The organism is Reyranella sp. (assembly GCF_044224635.1).
Lineage (GTDB): Bacteria > Pseudomonadota > Alphaproteobacteria > Reyranellales > Reyranellaceae > Reyranella.
Map to the genome: position 1 here is coordinate 49,653 of NZ_JBGAKA010000013.1, position 16,011 is coordinate 65,663.

General features: G+C 65.9%; 17 protein-coding genes. 8 read left to right on the plus strand and 9 right to left on the minus strand.

The window, feature by feature from the left end:
* Nucleotides 1–57 precede the first annotated feature (57 nt).
* Nucleotides 58–693, plus strand: a complete 636-nt coding sequence (locus ACILR9_RS14035; RefSeq protein WP_395710553.1) for a glutathione S-transferase family protein — start codon at nucleotides 58–60, stop codon at nucleotides 691–693.
* 39 nt (nucleotides 694–732) lie between these two features.
* Here the strand turns inward: ACILR9_RS14035 and ACILR9_RS14040 are convergent, their stop codons facing one another.
* The 3 genes from ACILR9_RS14040 to tcuA are packed head-to-tail and all read right to left on the minus strand — an operon-like array spanning nucleotide 733 to nucleotide 3,806.
* The gene (locus ACILR9_RS14040; RefSeq protein ID WP_395710554.1) at nucleotides 733–2,151 is read right to left on the minus strand and encodes an MmgE/PrpD family protein; all 1,419 of its coding nucleotides are present in this window, start codon (nucleotides 2,149–2,151) and stop codon (nucleotides 733–735) included.
* A complete protein-coding gene (locus ACILR9_RS14045; RefSeq protein ID WP_395710555.1) occupies nucleotides 2,144–2,290 on the minus strand; it encodes a hypothetical protein in 147 nt (48 codons plus the stop codon). The genes ACILR9_RS14040 and ACILR9_RS14045 overlap by 8 nt, the downstream gene beginning before the upstream one ends.
* 4 nt (nucleotides 2,291–2,294) lie before the next feature.
* Nucleotides 2,295–3,806 (minus strand): FAD-dependent tricarballylate dehydrogenase TcuA, encoded by a 1,512-nt coding sequence (tcuA, locus tag ACILR9_RS14050; RefSeq protein ID WP_395710556.1) that lies wholly within the window; start codon nucleotides 3,804–3,806, stop codon nucleotides 2,295–2,297.
* A gap of 138 nt (nucleotides 3,807–3,944) precedes the next feature.
* Here tcuA and ACILR9_RS14055 point away from each other — a divergent pair, with 138 nt between their 5' ends.
* Nucleotides 3,945–4,700, plus strand: a complete 756-nt coding sequence (locus tag ACILR9_RS14055; RefSeq protein ID WP_395710557.1) for a GntR family transcriptional regulator — start codon at nucleotides 3,945–3,947, stop codon at nucleotides 4,698–4,700.
* A gap of 73 nt (nucleotides 4,701–4,773) precedes the next feature.
* Here ACILR9_RS14055 and ACILR9_RS14060 read toward each other — a convergent pair whose 3' ends face one another.
* Nucleotides 4,774–5,592 carry a HEAT repeat domain-containing protein gene (locus ACILR9_RS14060; protein WP_395710558.1) on the minus strand — a complete coding sequence of 273 codons (819 nt, stop codon included), beginning with the start codon at nucleotides 5,590–5,592 and terminating at the stop codon, nucleotides 4,774–4,776.
* A gap of 173 nt (nucleotides 5,593–5,765) precedes the next feature.
* Complete coding sequence (locus tag ACILR9_RS14065; RefSeq protein ID WP_395710559.1) at nucleotides 5,766–6,809, minus strand: AI-2E family transporter; 1,044 nt, start codon at nucleotides 6,807–6,809, stop codon at nucleotides 5,766–5,768.
* A gap of 693 nt (nucleotides 6,810–7,502) precedes the next feature.
* Between ACILR9_RS14065 and ACILR9_RS14070 the strand changes: the two genes are divergently transcribed.
* A complete protein-coding gene (locus ACILR9_RS14070; protein ID WP_395710560.1) occupies nucleotides 7,503–8,933 on the plus strand; it encodes a basic amino acid/polyamine antiporter in 1,431 nt (476 codons plus the stop codon).
* A 658-nt stretch (nucleotides 8,934–9,591) separates the two neighbouring features.
* A complete protein-coding gene (locus ACILR9_RS14075) occupies nucleotides 9,592–9,972 on the plus strand; it encodes a PLDc N-terminal domain-containing protein (protein WP_395710561.1) in 381 nt (126 codons plus the stop codon).
* Between the two features lie 93 nt (nucleotides 9,973–10,065).
* Here the strand turns inward: ACILR9_RS14075 and ACILR9_RS14080 are convergent, their stop codons facing one another.
* Complete coding sequence (locus ACILR9_RS14080; RefSeq protein WP_395710562.1) at nucleotides 10,066–10,323, minus strand: hypothetical protein; 258 nt, start codon at nucleotides 10,321–10,323, stop codon at nucleotides 10,066–10,068.
* Between the two features lie 610 nt (nucleotides 10,324–10,933).
* Between ACILR9_RS14080 and ACILR9_RS14085 the strand changes: the two genes are divergently transcribed.
* Both ACILR9_RS14085 and ACILR9_RS14090 read left to right on the plus strand, forming a co-directional pair.
* The gene (locus ACILR9_RS14085; protein WP_395710563.1) at nucleotides 10,934–11,149 is read left to right on the plus strand and encodes a hypothetical protein; all 216 of its coding nucleotides are present in this window, start codon (nucleotides 10,934–10,936) and stop codon (nucleotides 11,147–11,149) included.
* Nucleotides 11,150–11,159: 10 nt separating this feature from the next.
* On the plus strand, nucleotides 11,160–11,489 hold the full coding sequence (locus ACILR9_RS14090; protein WP_395710564.1) for a hypothetical protein: 330 nt from the start codon (nucleotides 11,160–11,162) through the stop codon (nucleotides 11,487–11,489).
* Between the two features lie 161 nt (nucleotides 11,490–11,650).
* Here ACILR9_RS14090 and ACILR9_RS14095 read toward each other — a convergent pair whose 3' ends face one another.
* From ACILR9_RS14095 to ACILR9_RS14105, 3 genes are read right to left on the minus strand one after another with little or no spacing between them, the layout of a single operon-like run.
* Nucleotides 11,651–12,895, minus strand: coding sequence for a hypothetical protein (locus ACILR9_RS14095; RefSeq protein ID WP_395710565.1), 1,245 nt, complete (start codon nucleotides 12,893–12,895; stop codon nucleotides 11,651–11,653).
* A gap of 39 nt (nucleotides 12,896–12,934) precedes the next feature.
* Nucleotides 12,935–14,332: a UGSC family (seleno)protein gene (locus ACILR9_RS14100; RefSeq protein WP_395710566.1), complete on the minus strand. Its 1,398-nt coding sequence runs from the start codon at nucleotides 14,330–14,332 to the stop codon at nucleotides 12,935–12,937.
* A gap of 18 nt (nucleotides 14,333–14,350) precedes the next feature.
* Nucleotides 14,351–14,671, minus strand: a complete 321-nt coding sequence (locus ACILR9_RS14105) for a hypothetical protein (protein ID WP_395710567.1) — start codon at nucleotides 14,669–14,671, stop codon at nucleotides 14,351–14,353.
* 123 nt (nucleotides 14,672–14,794) lie between these two features.
* Between ACILR9_RS14105 and ACILR9_RS14110 the strand changes: the two genes are divergently transcribed.
* Complete coding sequence (locus ACILR9_RS14110; protein WP_395710568.1) at nucleotides 14,795–15,652, plus strand: LLM class F420-dependent oxidoreductase; 858 nt, start codon at nucleotides 14,795–14,797, stop codon at nucleotides 15,650–15,652.
* A gap of 80 nt (nucleotides 15,653–15,732) precedes the next feature.
* Nucleotides 15,733–15,936 carry a DUF6726 family protein gene (locus ACILR9_RS14115; RefSeq protein ID WP_395710569.1) on the plus strand — a complete coding sequence of 68 codons (204 nt, stop codon included), beginning with the start codon at nucleotides 15,733–15,735 and terminating at the stop codon, nucleotides 15,934–15,936.
* Nucleotides 15,937–16,011: the final 75 nt, after the last annotated feature.

Here is a 16,011-nt window from a genome sequence, read left to right on the forward strand (position 1 = left end):
TGCCGCCGGCGCCGCGGCCCTGCCAAGCTCGCCGCTCCATCGTGCAGGAGAAACGCCGTGCGGCTCTATGTTACGCCCGCCTCGCCCTGGGTCCGGCGAGTCGTGGTCTCGATCCTCGAGCTCGGGCTGCGTGATCGCTTCGAGCTCGTGCAGACCCGGTGGCCGCACAGCTGGGGCACCCGCCGGGTCGCCCATCCCGGCGATTTCCCGCACGACACGCCGGTCGAGCGCATTCCAGCCCTGGTGGTGGGCGATCTCCATCTCGTCGAATCCCATGCGATCTGCGACTACATCAACGGCGAGCTGGGCGGCCATCGCCTGCTGGCCCGCGAAGGGGCGGCCCGCTGGCGCGCCTTGGCCGACGTCTCGGTCGCCAACGCCGTGATCGAGGCGCAGATCGCACGCCGCGCCGAGCTGCTGCGCGAGGAGCGCGAGCGCTCGGACGATTTCATCGGCAAGATGCGCGACCGCTCGTTGCGCTGCCTGGTCGCCCTGGACAAGCGCGCACCCGAGTTCGGCATGGACTTCGATCTCGCACAGATCACGATCGCCGTCGCCTGCGGCTACCAGGATTGGCGCTACCCGTCGGACGATTGGCGCAGCGACGCTCCCGTCCTCGCGAGGTGGTTCGACGGCATCTCGTCCCGGCCGTCGCTCATCGCCACGAGACCAGCCGAGACGCCACAAGCGTGACAACCTCATGGTCTTCCAGACCGCGAACGTCCCGCTTGCTCATGACTCTGAGCGAGCGGGACGTTCGCGGTCTGGAAGACCATGAACCCCGAGCGATCCGGTCGTCGCGCGTACCGGTCGCCGATCAATCGACAGGATCGCGTCGCGCGCCCGGCTCGCTGCCGCATCACTCAACACCGTGCCGGCCGCCGCCATGAACTTCGCCGAGGCTTCCTCTACCGAGAGCGCCCGCTCGCCGGCGCCGCTGTTGACACGCACGTGGCGGCGCAAGCGACGGCCATCGTTCAGGTCGAGCTCGACACCGCCCGAGAAGTAGGCCGGGAAGGCGGTGTCCGGATCGGGCGCGCACTCGGTCCGCTCGCAGAGCGCGAGGACGGTGGGATGCTTCAGCGCGTCCGGCCTCAGTTCGGAAAGGCCGAAGCGGCCGTGGACGAGGCAGGTGCCGATCACGAAGGGCGCGCTGAACTTGGCGGCGTAGTCGGTCTGCGGTCGGCGCTTGTCGCCCGACGGCTCGGCCACGATCGGCAGCGTCGGCTCGGGCAGCAGGACCCTGACGCGGGCGATGGCATCGACCGAAGGAAGCTCCGCCCGCAAGGCGAGCGCGGCATCGGCGGCGCCATGGATGAAGTGACAGACCGGATAGGGCTTTATCGCGGTCTCGGCGAGTTCCCATCGACTGCCGAGCCCGGCGGCGAGGCGCGTGCCATCGACGGTCGCGGCCTCGGCCTGCAAATGAGTCTGGAACAGTCCGAACTTGCCCTCGTAGGGCCGGCTCGGGCCGACGAATCCCGATCGTGCGAGATAGGCCGCCGTGATACCGCCCACCGCTCCCCAACCCGGATGGAAGCGCTTGGTCCAGGCGCCCTCCTCCAGGAACACCTGCACGCCCGATGCCGAGCTGGCCGCGATGCCTTGCGCCGAGACCAGCTGATCCTCGGTGAGGGCCAGAAGCTTGCCGGCAACAACGGCGGCGCTGAAATGCGAGACGATGCCCGTGGCGTGGAAGCCGGCATGGTGAAAGCCGCCTTTCACCGCCGCGCCGAGCCGGATCGCCACCTCCATGCCGGCAACGTAGGCGATGAGCAGATCGCGGCCATGCAAGTCGAGCGCTTCGGCAAGCGACAGCGCACAGGGCAGGCACGCCGCCGTGGCATGCACGATACTTTCGAGATGGGTGTCGTCGAAATCGAGGCCGTGGATCAGGATACCGTTGGCGAGCGCGGCATCGCGCAGCGGCAGGCACTCGCGGCGGCCCACCACCGTGCAGGCGCCGTCACCGCCCAGTGCGTGGATGCCGGCGATGGCCTTGTCGGCGAACGGATAGGCGTTGGCCGCGAAGCCGACGCCGAGCCCGTCGAGAATCTGTACCTGCGCGCGTTCGCGCACGGCGCGTGGAATGTCGTCGTAGCGAAGCACGGCGGCGAACCGGGCAATGGCACGTGCCGGTGAGTCACTCATCGCTGGGACCGCGCCACTCCAGTAGCATTTCTGCCTTGGGCTCGGCACGGCATGACCGCCACAGTGCGTCGGCGAGGGGCGAGCCGATCAGGCTCGCGCCGCCGGTGATCAGATAGGCCTTGCCGGCAAGCTGGGGCATCGCGCTACTCCGCCGCCGCGCGCGCCGGCTGCTGCGCGTACTGGCCGGCCGAGCGCCCGGAGAGGCGGCCGAACACCGAACCCGACATCAGGCCGGCCCCGCCGAGGTAATTCTGGTAGAAGATGCCGCCCACCAGCTCGCCGGCGGCATAGAGGCCGGGGATGACGGCGTCGGTGGTGTCCAGCACCTCGCCATCGGTCGAGATGCGCAACCCGCCGAAGGTGAAGGTGATGCCGCAGGTCACGACGAAGCCGTAATAGGGCGGCTCGTTGATCGGCAGCGCCCAGTTGGATTTCGGCGGCGTGATGCCGGCCGTGTGCTTGCCGTCGAGGATGGCCGGATTGTAGTCGCCGGGCTGGCAGGCGGCGTTGTAGCCGGTGACGGTGCGCACGAAACCCGCGACGTCGATCTCGAGGGCCTGCGCCAGCTCCTCGAGCGTGTTCGCTTCCGCCTTGGTCACCTGCTTGATGCGGTATTCGTCGCGCACCATGCCAATTGTCTTGCTGTCGAAGATCTGCACGGCGGCGCGCTGCGGCTGCTTCATCACCTCGCGCCCGTACTTGGCGTAGGTGTGGTTGCGGAAGTCGGCGCCCTCGTCGACGAAGCGCTCGCCCGCCATGTTGACCACGATGCCGAGCGGATAGGAATGCTTCTGGAAATTGTCGAGCACGACGCGATCGCCGAACGGCGGCGCGCTGATGTCCCACTGCACGGCATGGCATGTCGACCAGCCGCCATAGGCCTGGGCGCCGATGTCGAGCGCCGCGCGAATGCCGTCGCCGGTGTTATGCTTGGTGCCGCGCACCCGGCAGAGTTCCCAGCCGGAGCCGAGATAGCGCGTGCGCATCTCGGGGTTGGCCTCAAAGCCGCCGCAGGCCAGCACGACGGCACGGGCGCCGATCTCCTCATAGCCGTCCGGGCCGAACGCCAGCACGCCGGAGACGGCGCCGCTCTTCTCCTGCAGGAGCTTGCGCAGGCCGGTGCGGTAGCGGATCTCGATGCCGGCGCGTTCCGCCGCCTTGACCAGGAAATCGACCAGGCCCCAGCCGCCACCGACCGCCTCGATGTTCACGCCACCATAGAAGTGGTGGATGCCGTTCACCTTGTAGGACTGGCGGCCGAACATCGGAATGAAGCGCACGCCCTTGCTCTTCATCCACATCACGGTCTCGCGCGAGCGGCCGATCAGCAGGCCGGCCAGATCCTCCTGCGAGAGGCTCTCGGTCACCTTCATCAGGTCGTGCATGTAGAGATCGGCCGGCAGCGGCGGGATATAGATCTGCCGTGCCTCGGCGTCGGACAGGTCGCTCAGCACGTCACCGCGCAGATCCTCGAGCCCGGCATGAACGAACCGGAATCCGCCGGCGGTGAAGGTCGAGTTGCCGCCGCGCTCCTCTTCGCTCGCCTTCTCCAGCATCAGCACCCGGCTGCCCTGCTCACGCGCCGACAAGGCGGCGCACAGCGCGGCATTCCCGGCGCCGACGACAATGACATCGTATTCGGCGGCGTTCGCCATCGCGTTTCCCCTTCCTTCTCTCTTCGCTCTCTTGCCCACATGGTGCAGCGGGCTGGCGCATGCGTCAATGTACGTATGTATACATCAGTATAGTTATTTATCTTGAAGGACTTCGGTTGTGAGCATAACCTCGACCAAATGACTCTCGACGCCTTCGGCAACGACCCGCAGGACAGACGGCCCGGCCCGCGCGGCCGCAGCGACTGGGCCTACGAGCGCCTGCACGAGGCCATTCGCGACGGTGCCCTGGAGCCCGGCCAACGGGTCATGGAAACCGAGGTGTCGACTTGGCTGCGCATCAGCCGGACGCCGGTGCGCGAGGCGATGCATCGGCTGCTGGCCGAAGGGCTGCTCGAACCCGCTTCCACCGGCGGGCTCCAGGTGTCGCTTTACGACCTGCGCGCCCTCAGCGAGTTCTACGCCACGCGGGAGCGGCTCGAGGGCGCCGCGGCGGCGCTGGCCGCCGAGCATGCCGATCCCACCGAGCGGCGCATCCTGTCGGCGATGCTCGAGGCCATGCGCGCCCTGCCCGCCGATCCACGGGCGCACGCGCGCGAGAACCAGGCGTTCCACGAACAGATCTACCGCGCCGCCCACAATCGCTTCCTGCTGAAGAGCCTGCGGGCGCTGCTGAATTTCGTGCCGCTGCTGGGCCGCACCACCTACCACGCCCCCGACCGCATCACCGAGGCCGACCGCGAGCACAGCGAGACCGTCGAGGCGATCCTGGCCCGCGACCCGCCCCGCGCCGAGGAGGCCGCGCGAGCCCATATCCGCCACGCCTACAACAGCCGCGTGCGCGTGGTGACCGAGGACATGCGCACGGCGGCGGCGCGGCGGTCAATGCAGAAGCCGGTACTGGCGCCGCTGGGGACGGCATCGCAGCGCGACTAAGAGCTGACAACGAATTCCCAAGCTTGTTCCACGCCAGTGGACCGGCGTGCTGTCGCGAAGCAGCCCGTCGCGATCAGCCCCTTCCGCCTGCGGATTTCGCATCGCGTCGAACCGCTGCCGCAATCACGTTCGCCCGAGGATGATCGATGCTCTCGAGAGCGTCGAGCACTGCCGATGCAAAGGCCGGCCTCTCGCGGGCGAGCCGGCCCAGCAGGACCATGCACTCCTCGTCGCCGATCGCCGCCACCGCCTCGACGATCTCCCTGGAGGGCTGCTCGCGCAGCAGTTTCTTGAGAGCGGGGCGGGCTTCGCTGCGACCCATTCGTCCCAGAGCGCACGCCGCCGAGCTCGCGACCGTCCGGTCGTGGTCGCCGAGCAAACCGACGAGGAGAGTCATGACTTCCGGAAGGGGGCGAGCACAGCGGCAAGCGGCAGCCCGCGCGACCGGATCGGGGTGCCGGAACAGCGATCCGAGAACTTCGGCCGGCAGAGTGGCGTTCATCTGGGCGGCTGCGGTAGCCGCGATAACCAGTGTCGGGCCCTGCACCACTGCGCGGCCGATCATCCCAGATACCGCCTGGGTCGCCTCGGGACCGCCGATTGCCGCAAGGGCGCGAAGGGCGGATTCTTGTTCCCGCACGGGGCGATCCGCGCCGAAGCCGGTGAAGCGCCGGCAAAGCGCCGCCAGGGCCGGTACGGCTGCAGCGAGCCGGCGCCGCGCGGCCTCGGCGGCCAGCGCGGCGCTGTCGACGAGGCTTGCCCTGGGGATCGCGGCAATCAACGCCGCGTCGTCCAGGTCTGCAGCGATGACGGGCCGTTGCGTGCTGTGCTGCGCGTGCGACGCCGTCTGCACGTCGATGTCCGAGAAAAGGTCGAGCTGGCGTTCGATCACCTTGCCATGATGCGCCGAAGCGTCCCTGCGTCAATGAATTGAGCTAGCGCCAGCATCTCCTCGCGCAGGTCCTGCGGCGACAGAACACCCCCGCCGGCTTCATGATCAGGAAGTCATGGCTCATTTTTCGGCCTTCAACGGTTGAACATCGCCGGCGTACGGAAACGAGGCGGTCAAACTGCTCGCTTGATAGCCTTGTCCGGCGGTCGGCCGAGCAGATCGGCGAGCCAGCGGGCGGAGGGATGCTCGCCACAGATGGTCAGGATGGCGATGGTTATCGGCACGCCAATGAAAGTGCCGAAGAGACCCCACAGGAATGTCCAGAAGAAGATCGCGAACAGCACGACCGTGGGAGAGATCGACAGCAGGTTGCCGGCGACTCGCGGCTCGACGTAGCTGCCGACCACGAACTGAATGACATTCAGGCAGACGAAAACGCCCAAGGCGGCCTGCCAAGTGTCGAAATGACTGATTGCAAGCAGGGTCGGGAACAGGGTTGCAATGAACGGGCCCAGGAACGGGATGTAGTTCAGCACGAAGGCAATCACTCCCCATTCGGCCGCGAACGACAGGCCAGTGGCCCAGGCGAACACCCACACGAGCAGCCCCGTCAAGGCGCTCATCAGCGTCCTCACCAGCATGTACCGCCTGAACTTGGCGGCAGCGGACGCCGCACCCGTCAGCAGGAAGCGCGCCGTTTCCGGATTGCGCAACGCCTCGACCTTGCGGCGCATGTCATCGACTTCCAGCAATCCCAGGAGAACGTAGACCAGGGTGACGATCCAGAAGGTCAAGGCCGTATTGATACGTCCGCCGAGGTGCTGAAGGACACGGAGCATCCAGGAAACATTGAAGTAGTCCGCCCAGACCTCCGCCAGCGAGAACCCCCGCGCTTCGAGCCAGACGATCAGCTCGTTGTAGAGCGCCTGATAACGCCCGGCATCGGCAACCAGCGACCGCCCGACCCGACCAAACCCCCAGACCGCAAGAGACGCGAAGGCCATGCAGACCGAGATTGTGACAATGATGGTGATGGCGAGCGCCAGCAGCTTCGGCATTCGTGCCTGCAACCAGCGTTGTACCGGCCAGACGATCGCAATGATGAAGAGCGCGAGCGCGAGCGGCGCCAGGACACTGCTCGCTTGCTGGGCAGCGACCGACAGCAGAATGACCAGCATCATGCCGACCATGGTCTTGAGAGCTCGGTCCGCCGCCATCAGGAACAATCCTCCATTCCCAGCGCCGGACCCTGCTGCCATGGTGTTTCGGCGGTGCCGACAACAGCGTAGCATCCGGGACGGGGGCAGCGCCATGTCGACGGTCGTCTGCGTTGCACCGTTTTGCCGGCAGGCGAGAGCCACGGCACCCGGTCGGCGCAGGACAGGCGGCATCGAGCGCGTGGGCCTCCCCCTTCGGCACTCGCATTGTATGATCGAGGTTTCTTCGAGCGTCAGCCTGTCGTTCCAAGCCTGTCCCCAGCGTCCCACATCGCACCCACTGCTACTTTAGCGCGAATTCCGTCACGGCCTCCCCTTGACACCGTTGCCGATCATCGAGCTCATGGCTGACCTATCTCGTGGGAATGGCCACGGGCGGGAGTCTTCGGGCGCTGCTGAGACAGTCCCTTCACAGATCAAAGCTCACGAGCATCACTGACAGCCGCTAGGCGGCGTCGCGCCGAGGCCTGGTTCCACCGAACCGGCCCTACCCGGCTTTGCACGTCACCAGTGCCATCGCAGCATGGCACAGCCTCCGAACAGCAGGGACACGACGGCGATCGGCGAATGAAAGAACGGAATCGACGACAGGCACAGCAGCGCATCCAGGCCCGAGCGCGCTTTGGGACACAGCGAACAGTCCAGGGACAGGGTGCCAACCAAAACGACGCCGGTTCACCCTAGGATGCGGGTGTGAACCCGTCGGACGCCCAAAAGCTTACACTGCGCGCGCTCATCGCCCTGGTGGTGGGGTCGATGATCGGCTCGGGCATTTTCGCGCTGCCATCGGCCTTTGGACGCGCGACCGGCGGCTTGGGGGCGCTGCTCGCATGGACCGTCGCCGGCGTCGGCATGTTGATGCTGGCGCTCGTGTTCCAGACCTTGGCACGACGCAAGCCGGACCTCGACGCCGGCATCTACGCCTACGCCAAGGAGGGCTTCGGCAACTATCCAGGTTTCGCTTCTGCTGTCGGCTACTGGTTCGGGGCCTGCCTTGCCGATACCGCCTGCCTGGTCCTGATCAAAGCGACGCTGGGCCTGTTCTTTCCGGTGTTCGGCGATGGCACCACGGCGACTGCCATCGTGTCGGCGTCGGTGTTGCTGTGGGCAGTGCATTTCATGGTGTTGCGTGGCATCAAGGAGGCCGCGGCGATCAACACCATCGCGACATTCGCCAAGATCGTGCCGATCGCCCTCTTCATCGTCGTCGCCGTGGCGGCGTTCAGGGCCGACGTCTTTGCGGCCAACTTCTGGGGCGGCGAGGAGCCGACCTTTTCCAACGTGACGGGCCAAGCGCGCAATTCGATGCTGGTGACAGTCTTCCTGTTCGTCGGCATCGAAGGGGCCAGCGTCTACTCGCGCTATGCGAAAAGACGGGAGGATGTCGGCATAGCGACTGTGCTGGGATTCCTGGGCGTCCTTTGTCTGCTGATCCTGGTGACCATGCTGTCGTTCGGTGTGCTGCTGCGTCCCGACCTGGCGGGGTTGCCTTCTCCCTCGATGGCTGGTGTCCTCGAAGCCATTGTCGGCCCGTGGGGCAAGATCTTCATCAGCATCGGGCTGCTCGTTTCCGTTCTCGGCAACTATCTGTCCTGGTCATTGCTGGCCGCCGAGGTCATGTACTCGGCGGCGCAGACCGGCAGCATGCCTGCCTTCCTGGCGCGCGAGAACGAGAACAAGGTGCCGGCTGCCTCGCTGTGGCTCACCAACGCCGTCATTCAGGCCTTCCTCGTCTTCTCCTGGTTCGCCGAGTATGCCTTCAGCCTGGCTCTCAAGATGACGAGCGCCATGACGCTGCTTCCTTACCTGTTCGTCGCGGCCTATGGGCTCAAGCTCGCCTGGACCGGCGAGACCTACGGAGGCGTCGGACGCAGCCGCACCGTCGACTGGGTACGCGGCGCGATCGCCACCATCTATACAGCCGCCATGCTGTACGCTGGCGGAGCCAAGTTCCTCATGTTGTCCGCCCTGCTGTATGCACCGGGCAGCATCCTGTTTTTCGTCGCCAGGCGTGAGCGGGGCCTGCCTGTGTTCACGCGCGTCGAATGGCTCCTGTTCGGCGTGGTCGTTGCCGTGGCGATCGGCGGACTGTACGGCCTCGCCACGGGCGCCCTTTCGATCTAGGACGACAATTGCCGTGCAACCGAGAGCCGAAAGGTTCTTGATGCGGTCCTGCCGGGTGCGCCGGCGATCGACAGCGTCACCCTATGATCACCACCCGCAGCTCGACATTCGCAGCCGACAGGCCGTTCGGCGTCATCTTCCCCGTGCTCGAGCAGGCGCCGCGTGATGTCGAGCCCGAGCCACGCGCAGGCGTTGAACGTGCTGCCTGGTCACCTGTGTGCTGCTTGGTATGCCCGCCATCCTCGAGTCATTCCGGGCGTCCCAATCGGCTCCCGATCGACCGTTCGTCAGGGCGCGGCCTCACAGTGAGTGACAGTTGCGGCTGCCAGAAGATTTTCGCCACTTCCGGATTGGGACACCGGGAACAGCGCTGGGACGTCATGCCGATGTGTTTACATCCTCCGACAGTAAAATGCACCAGTACAACCAACCTTCACCTGCGCCGCAGCGTCAGGCTCCGCTTCGGCCAAATGAAGTCATGCCGGCAGGCAGGGGCAACACCGGCTCGCGCTGCTGCTGATTCCTGGGCCATACAACGCAGGCCCTGTCGTTGACACACTGGATGACGGCAGGATTGTCGTGACACACCTTGGTCCGTGCAGGCTCGCCAAAGTGGCAATCGTCATCGCACGGCGACATCACTTGGTGGAGAAAGATCATGTTGTTCAGCGCCGAATCCTCGTTCGCCAACTTCCTGGCTGACGCTTTCGCGATCTTTCTCTTCATCCTCTGGTTCTGGCTATTCATAACCGCGGCGAGCGACCTGTTCCGGCGACAGGACGTATCGGGGCTCGGCAAGGTGATCTGGGTGATCCTGCTCATCGTGCTGCCCTATGCCGGCGTCTTCGCCTACATCCTCACCCAAGGAAGCGGCATGGCGGAACGCAGCCGTTCGCGCGCACGGCAGGTCCACGATGAGCTGCGCCAAGCGGTAAGTTTCAGCCCGACCGACGAGATCACCAAGCTCGAGCGCTTGAGGTCGGAGAGGTCGATCTCGGAACAGGAATACACCCGCCTCAGAGCGCGCATCCTCCAGTAGTCACGAGGCAGAGCTGAGAGTATGGCCGGTGGGAAGATCCAGCACGGCGAGGAGCGCGGACAACTAACGCATCCGCGCTCCCGGTCGCGCCGATCACTTCCGTGGAGGAAGCGGGATCCTTCTGCCGTTCAGAATTTCCTCGAGCCTGGTAATGCCGACCGCGAAGTTGCCCTTGTCACACTCATTCATGGCCGCGGCAGCAACTGCGTTGGCCGTCTGGAAGCGCGCAAACATACGGTACAAGCTGCTCAATTCCTGGCAGTAATCCTGATCGCTCAGCGATTGAGCGAAGGCGCCGCTGGAAAGCAGCACGACGGAACCTGCCAGCGTCAGCGTGCGAAGGAGCCTCATCGTCTATTCCCCCTTTAAGGTGTGATTGCCCGCGGTCGATGTGGGCACGACAGATTTGGTCCTGTGCTTGGTCAAGTCAATTCGCTGCGAACTGATTGGGACACCGGAACCAGTTCTGGGATTCCGCGGCGACGAGTTGCCCAACGTCTCATGATCGCTTCGCTTTCCGATAGACAACTCATGGCTGAATCCGCGGCCAGACAGGGCGTGTCGCGAGGCCGCCACGTCGCGTTCTCAGCTCTACCGCCTGTTGGAGAAAGAAGGTGGCGCAGCGCACTGCATCCCGCGCCGGCGGCTGTCAGCGAGCTTTGCCAGCCTTTGTGACGGATAGAGTACCCTGCCAATCGAGAAGATTGCCGCGATGCTTTGCTTTGCCGACGCATCGGGCTTCAGCCGAGCTTTCAGACGGGCGCTCGGTGCGAATCCGCGAGACGTGCGCGCCGACGATTTCTGTCGAGCGGGACATTCGGACTTTCGCCGACTGCCTGCGCTCCTTCTAGGATCTGTTGCGCCGACAAAATGGGACATCCGGCACAGTCCCGAGACTCGCCGCCCATCAAATATCTCTTCCTTGGCCATAGAATGCGCCACGTCCGCACCGGAGGAGAAGATGCTCAAGTCGAAAGTCCTGATGATCCTCGCGATAATGGGTCTTACGGGTGGTTGCGAAGACATGACCCCCGGTCAGCGCGGTGCAGTGACCGGCGCCGCCTTGGGTACAGGCATCGGCATGGTAGCCGGCGGCAGCTTCGGTCAGGTCGTTGGAGCGGGTCTTATTGGTGGCGCGGCGGGTTCCATCGTCGGCTCTGCCGCGGGCAACAGGTAGAGGGATGGTCATGCTTCGCGCGATTCTGATTGGCGGTTCCTTGGCGGTGATGGCTTCGGGGCCTGCACTGGCGCAGACGACCTCGTTTGCCTTTGACCAGGCAGCGTATGTCACGTGCCGCGAAGCTCAGGCGCTACAGCCCAATGCAAGAAGAGCGCTCGCGACCTTCCTCGCCGAGCATGTCGCACGCAAGCACGGCGTGGTGATCCCCGAGAGTGAGATGGGCGCTCAGATCGGTTACCTGGTTCGCGGTGGCTGCACGCTCGCGCCCGATTCCTATCTGTTCACGGTGATCGACCGGGCGGTCCGAGCGGAGATGGCAAACCTCCCGAAGCGTTAATCGTCCTGCCGCCTGTGCGTCGGCTGCCGACGGCTTCCTCGGGCCCTGCCAGACTGCCATCGCTTGCAAAGGCTCAAGGGTTATCCGGGAATTGGCGGTCAAAACAGAGCACAGGGGCAACGGCAGAGACGAGAGGAAACTCAGCAGGGCACTCTGGGGACTTATGTCCCTCCCGCGAGCGCCGTGGCTGTTTCCCACGCATCAGCGAGCAGCTCCGTCCATTCCGCAGGCAACCGCACCTCGCGCGTGATGCGGGCGGGCGGGAAGCCCCACGACGGGCAGTAGGCGTTCTGCGGGATCGGCACGTCGCCGCCGACGACCACGAGCACGATGTCGTCGGGCGTGCGCGTCACCGGGATGTCGCCCGCCTTCGCCGTTTCCTCGACCCAGTCGGGCCAGCGTCGACCGGCGACGATGCGCTCGGTCAGCCAGGCTCTCTCCCACTGCTCGCGGCGCCAGCGGCCATGCTGCCACAGGAAACGGCGCACGTCGTCCTTGCTCATGCCGCGGCGCGCGCAGTCGGCGGCGACCGCGGGGGCGATCAGCACGGCGGGCTTGCCGTTCCACAGGATGCCGAAGCCCGACATCGCCGTGCCCATGATGCTGGCGATCTCGGCCAGCCCGCCGGTGACGTTCGCCACCGTCTCGGCGCGCGTCACCGTGACAGCGCTCGCATCGGCGGCCAGCCCGGCCTCGACATGCAGCGGCGCCCACGGGCTCAGCGCCTCGTTCTCGGCGAGACAGAGCGTATAGCGTCCGGGCTGGCCGAGGCCGGCGAAGGCCACGGCGCCGGGCCAGCCGCCGCCGAGATTGTGCATCACCAGGCGCAGCGCGCGGCCGATCGTGGCGTTGGCCTGCCAGCCGGGTCCAAGGGCGCCGAAGCTGCCGTTGACATCGAGCGTGCGCGCGACGGGACCGTTGACGATCAGCAGCGGCGTCACGTTCTCGTCGGTCGTCTGCACGCCACGCATGTTGAAGGCGGGATCGAGCAGGCAGTCGACAGCGGCCAGAACCACCGGCAGGTACTCGGGCCGGCAGCCCGCCATTACCGCGTTGGCGGCCACCTTCTCGACCGTGGCGAGACCTTTCAGCGGCTCGACCTCGCCCAGCGAATCGGTCGGTGGGCGGTCGGTGAACGCAAGCGCCCGCTTGACCCGCGCCACGGTCGGCGGCACCAGCGGCAGGCCGTCGCTCCAGCCACGGCGCAGGTACAGCTCCTGCAGCCGCTCCTCGGCGCGCGGGCCGCGAACCACCTCGATGCGCTGGCGCGGGAAGGCGGCGGCGAGCGGCACCTTGGCGCCCAGGCCCTGCTCAAGGGCGCGCTGCTTCAGCGTGTCGTCGATCCAGCCGCCACTTGCCTGCTGGCCTGCGGGCACCACGACCCACAGGCTTGCCTCATCGCTCATGCCGCGCCCGCAATGCCGCGACCGTGGTATCAGGTTCCATCACGACTCGGCTTCGCGCAGCTTGGCGCGCCAGCCGTGCGGCAGCTTCACGGTCTTGGTCGTCGGGAAGCCCAGCATGCCGTTGTGCACGAAGAGGTAGCAGTTGGAGCGCAGCGGATCGCCGGAGACGGCGATCATGACGTGCTCCGGCTTGGTCACCACCGGTACCAGGCGGTTGGGATCGTTGCCGGCAAAGGTGCGCGGCAGCTTGCCGAGCCGCACCCAGTCGTTCAGCGAGCGCTTGCCCGGCACCAGGTTGGTCCAGCCCCACAGATATTTCTCGAACAGGTGCGCCGGCATGCGCGCGTTCTCGAACAGCCAGGCCTGCACCTCCGCCTTGGTCATCGTCTTGGCGATGGTCTCGGCGATCAACGGGCTCAGCACCAGCAGCGGCCGGTAGGTGCCGGTCGCCATGCCGACGGTGAACACCAGCTCCCAGCTCGTGTGGGTCACCAGGGCGTTGCCGAGATAGGGCAGCGCCTTCTCAGCGCTGTCGCCGAAAACCGAGACGATGACGTTGCCGCCGGTGAAGCGCGAGATGGTGACGGCGCTGTCGCCGGCCGGTGCTCCCATGTCGACGGCAACCGTCGGCCATTTCATCTTCGCCAGGCTGTCCTCATTCTCGGCCAGCACGACACGCCAGGTGTTGCCGAACGTGCCCTTGTCGTTCTGATGCGGCAGGAAGCCCGCCACGTTGCGCAGGTAGAGGCGCCAGAAGCGGCCGATCGAGGTGTTGGCCTGGAAACCGTCGCGCAGCGCGCCCTGCTCGTAGTTGAAGCGCAGTTGCTTGATCAGTGGCCCGTTCAGCACGATCAGCGTCTCGGCGCCCGGCGTGTTGCCGGAATGCTCGACGCCGTATTGCGGATCGGCCATCGCCTCGGCGAGCGCCACCAGGATCGGCATGTATTCTGGCCGGCAGCCCGCCATCACGCCGTTGACGGCGACGTTCCACACGGTGGCAAGCCGGTTGTCGGGCAGCAGCTTGCCGATCGCGTGGTCGGCCGGAAGATCGGTGAAAGCCAGGAACTCGGCGATCTTCTCCTTGGTCGGCGGCACGATCGGCAGACCGTCGCTCCAGCCGTTCTCGACGAACAGCCGGTTGACCTCCTCGAAGCTGCCTTCGAACACGATGTCGCCGGGCTCGGGATCCTTCGTCGTCTGGACCGCCGCGATCTCGCCGGTGAGGTTCCTGATCACATGGTCGACGGTGGTGCCGACGACGTTGTTCCTGAGCTCATCGGCGCTCTGCACGTCGACATGGCCGGGCACGATGGCCAGTGCCAGGTTGGGATAGCCCAACCCGACCGAGGTGGTCTTGGCCTGGCCGAGGAAGCCCTCGCAGCACAGCGAGGAGGTCGGCACGCCGGCCTGTTCCGCAATGGCGCTGACCCGCAACACGGCGGGTGTGCAGCTGCCTCAACAGCCCATGCCGGAGACGACCGCGTCGATCTTCATCGACTTGATCTTGCCCGGCAGCTCGGCCAGCACACGATGCTCCTCGTCGCCGTGCGTCGAGCCGAAGATGTCATGGTCGATGAAGCTCAGGCCGCTGAAGCGGGCCGACAGCTCCTGCTTCAGGATCGGCCAGATCTCGTCGCCGCGGAACAGGTCGTCCCACAGGAAGGCCACGGTCTTGCCGTCCATGGTGTCGAGCCGCCTGGCGAGCGGCTTGATCTCCACCGACTTGGCGCTGCGCGGCCACACCACCGCGTAGTCACTGCTGTTCCGTCCGGTCATCGCCCGCCCTCCCGACTCTGTGCTTCCTGTCTAGCGCCGCGTGGCGATCGAGAACAATCTCTTCCCGATGTGTTTGGCTTGCCTGGCAAACATCGTAGGGTTGTCCGAACTCAGGAGATCTCGATGCTGCTCAACGCTCACTTTCCGACCCGTGACATCGGCACCGACCCGGCGAAGATCCGGGACTGGGCGCAAGCCGCGGAGGATATGGGCTTCCATTGTATCGAGGTCGCCGATCACGTCTACGGCGCGGCCCCGCGCGGCGACTGGAAGCCGACCTACAGTGAATTCGACCCGTTCCACGAGACCTTCACGACGATGGCCTTCATCGCCGCCGTCACCAAGAAGATCCAGCTGTGCAGTGGCGTGCTCATCCTGCCGCAGCGCCAGACCGGCCTGGTCGCCAAGCAGGCGGCCCAGGTCGACATCCTGAGCGGCGGTCGGCTCAGGCTGGGCGTCGGGGTCGGCTGGAATCACGTCGAGTACGAGGCGCTCAACGAGGATTGGAAGACGCGCGGCGCGCGCCAGGCCGAGCAGATCACGGTGATGCGGAAATTATGGACCGAGGATTTCGTCACCTTCGAGGGCCGCTTCCACAAGCTGATCGACGTCAACCAGCTGCCAGTTCCGGTGCAACGCCCGATCCCGATCTGGTTCGGCGGCTCGTCGGACGCCGTCATCAAACGCTGCGCGCGCATCGGCGACGGCTGGATGCCGATCCTGGCGCCGGATGCGCAGGGCCAGGCCAAGCTGGGGCAGTTGCGCGAGCACCTGAAGGCCTTCGGCCGTGATCCCGCGACCTTCGGGCTCGAAGCGTGGATCCGCACGGACCAGCCGGATTACGAGCGATGGGCCGCCGCGGCCCAGGGCTGGAAGCGGCTGGGCGCCCAGATGGTGATGCTCCATACGATGTACCGCCTGACGACGTTCGAGCAGCAGATCGAAACCTTGAGGCGATTCAAGGAGGTAGCCGACAGCTAGCGCTTGGCCGCCCGGCCCGCCTGCAACTGAACGACGGGTTCACGCGTTTCTATCCGGCATCACGAGCCGGAAGGAAAATCATGCGCCGTTCGTTTGTCGTTTCACGCTCCGGTCGCCGCCGCCTGTTCAGTGCGGCGTTGATCGTGCTTGCCGCCGCATCTCTCGGTGGATGCGGCGTCGTTGCCTTTCCGGTCCGCGTGAGCAGCGCCGCCGTCAAGGTCGTGCCGGTGGCTGGTGACGTCGTCGCCGCACCGCTCGACGCAACCGCGGACACGATCGACTGACGAACTCCGACGATCGACAGCCGTACTCGACGCCAGGGGGACGATCGATCAACCACACATGCAGACCCTGCTGGA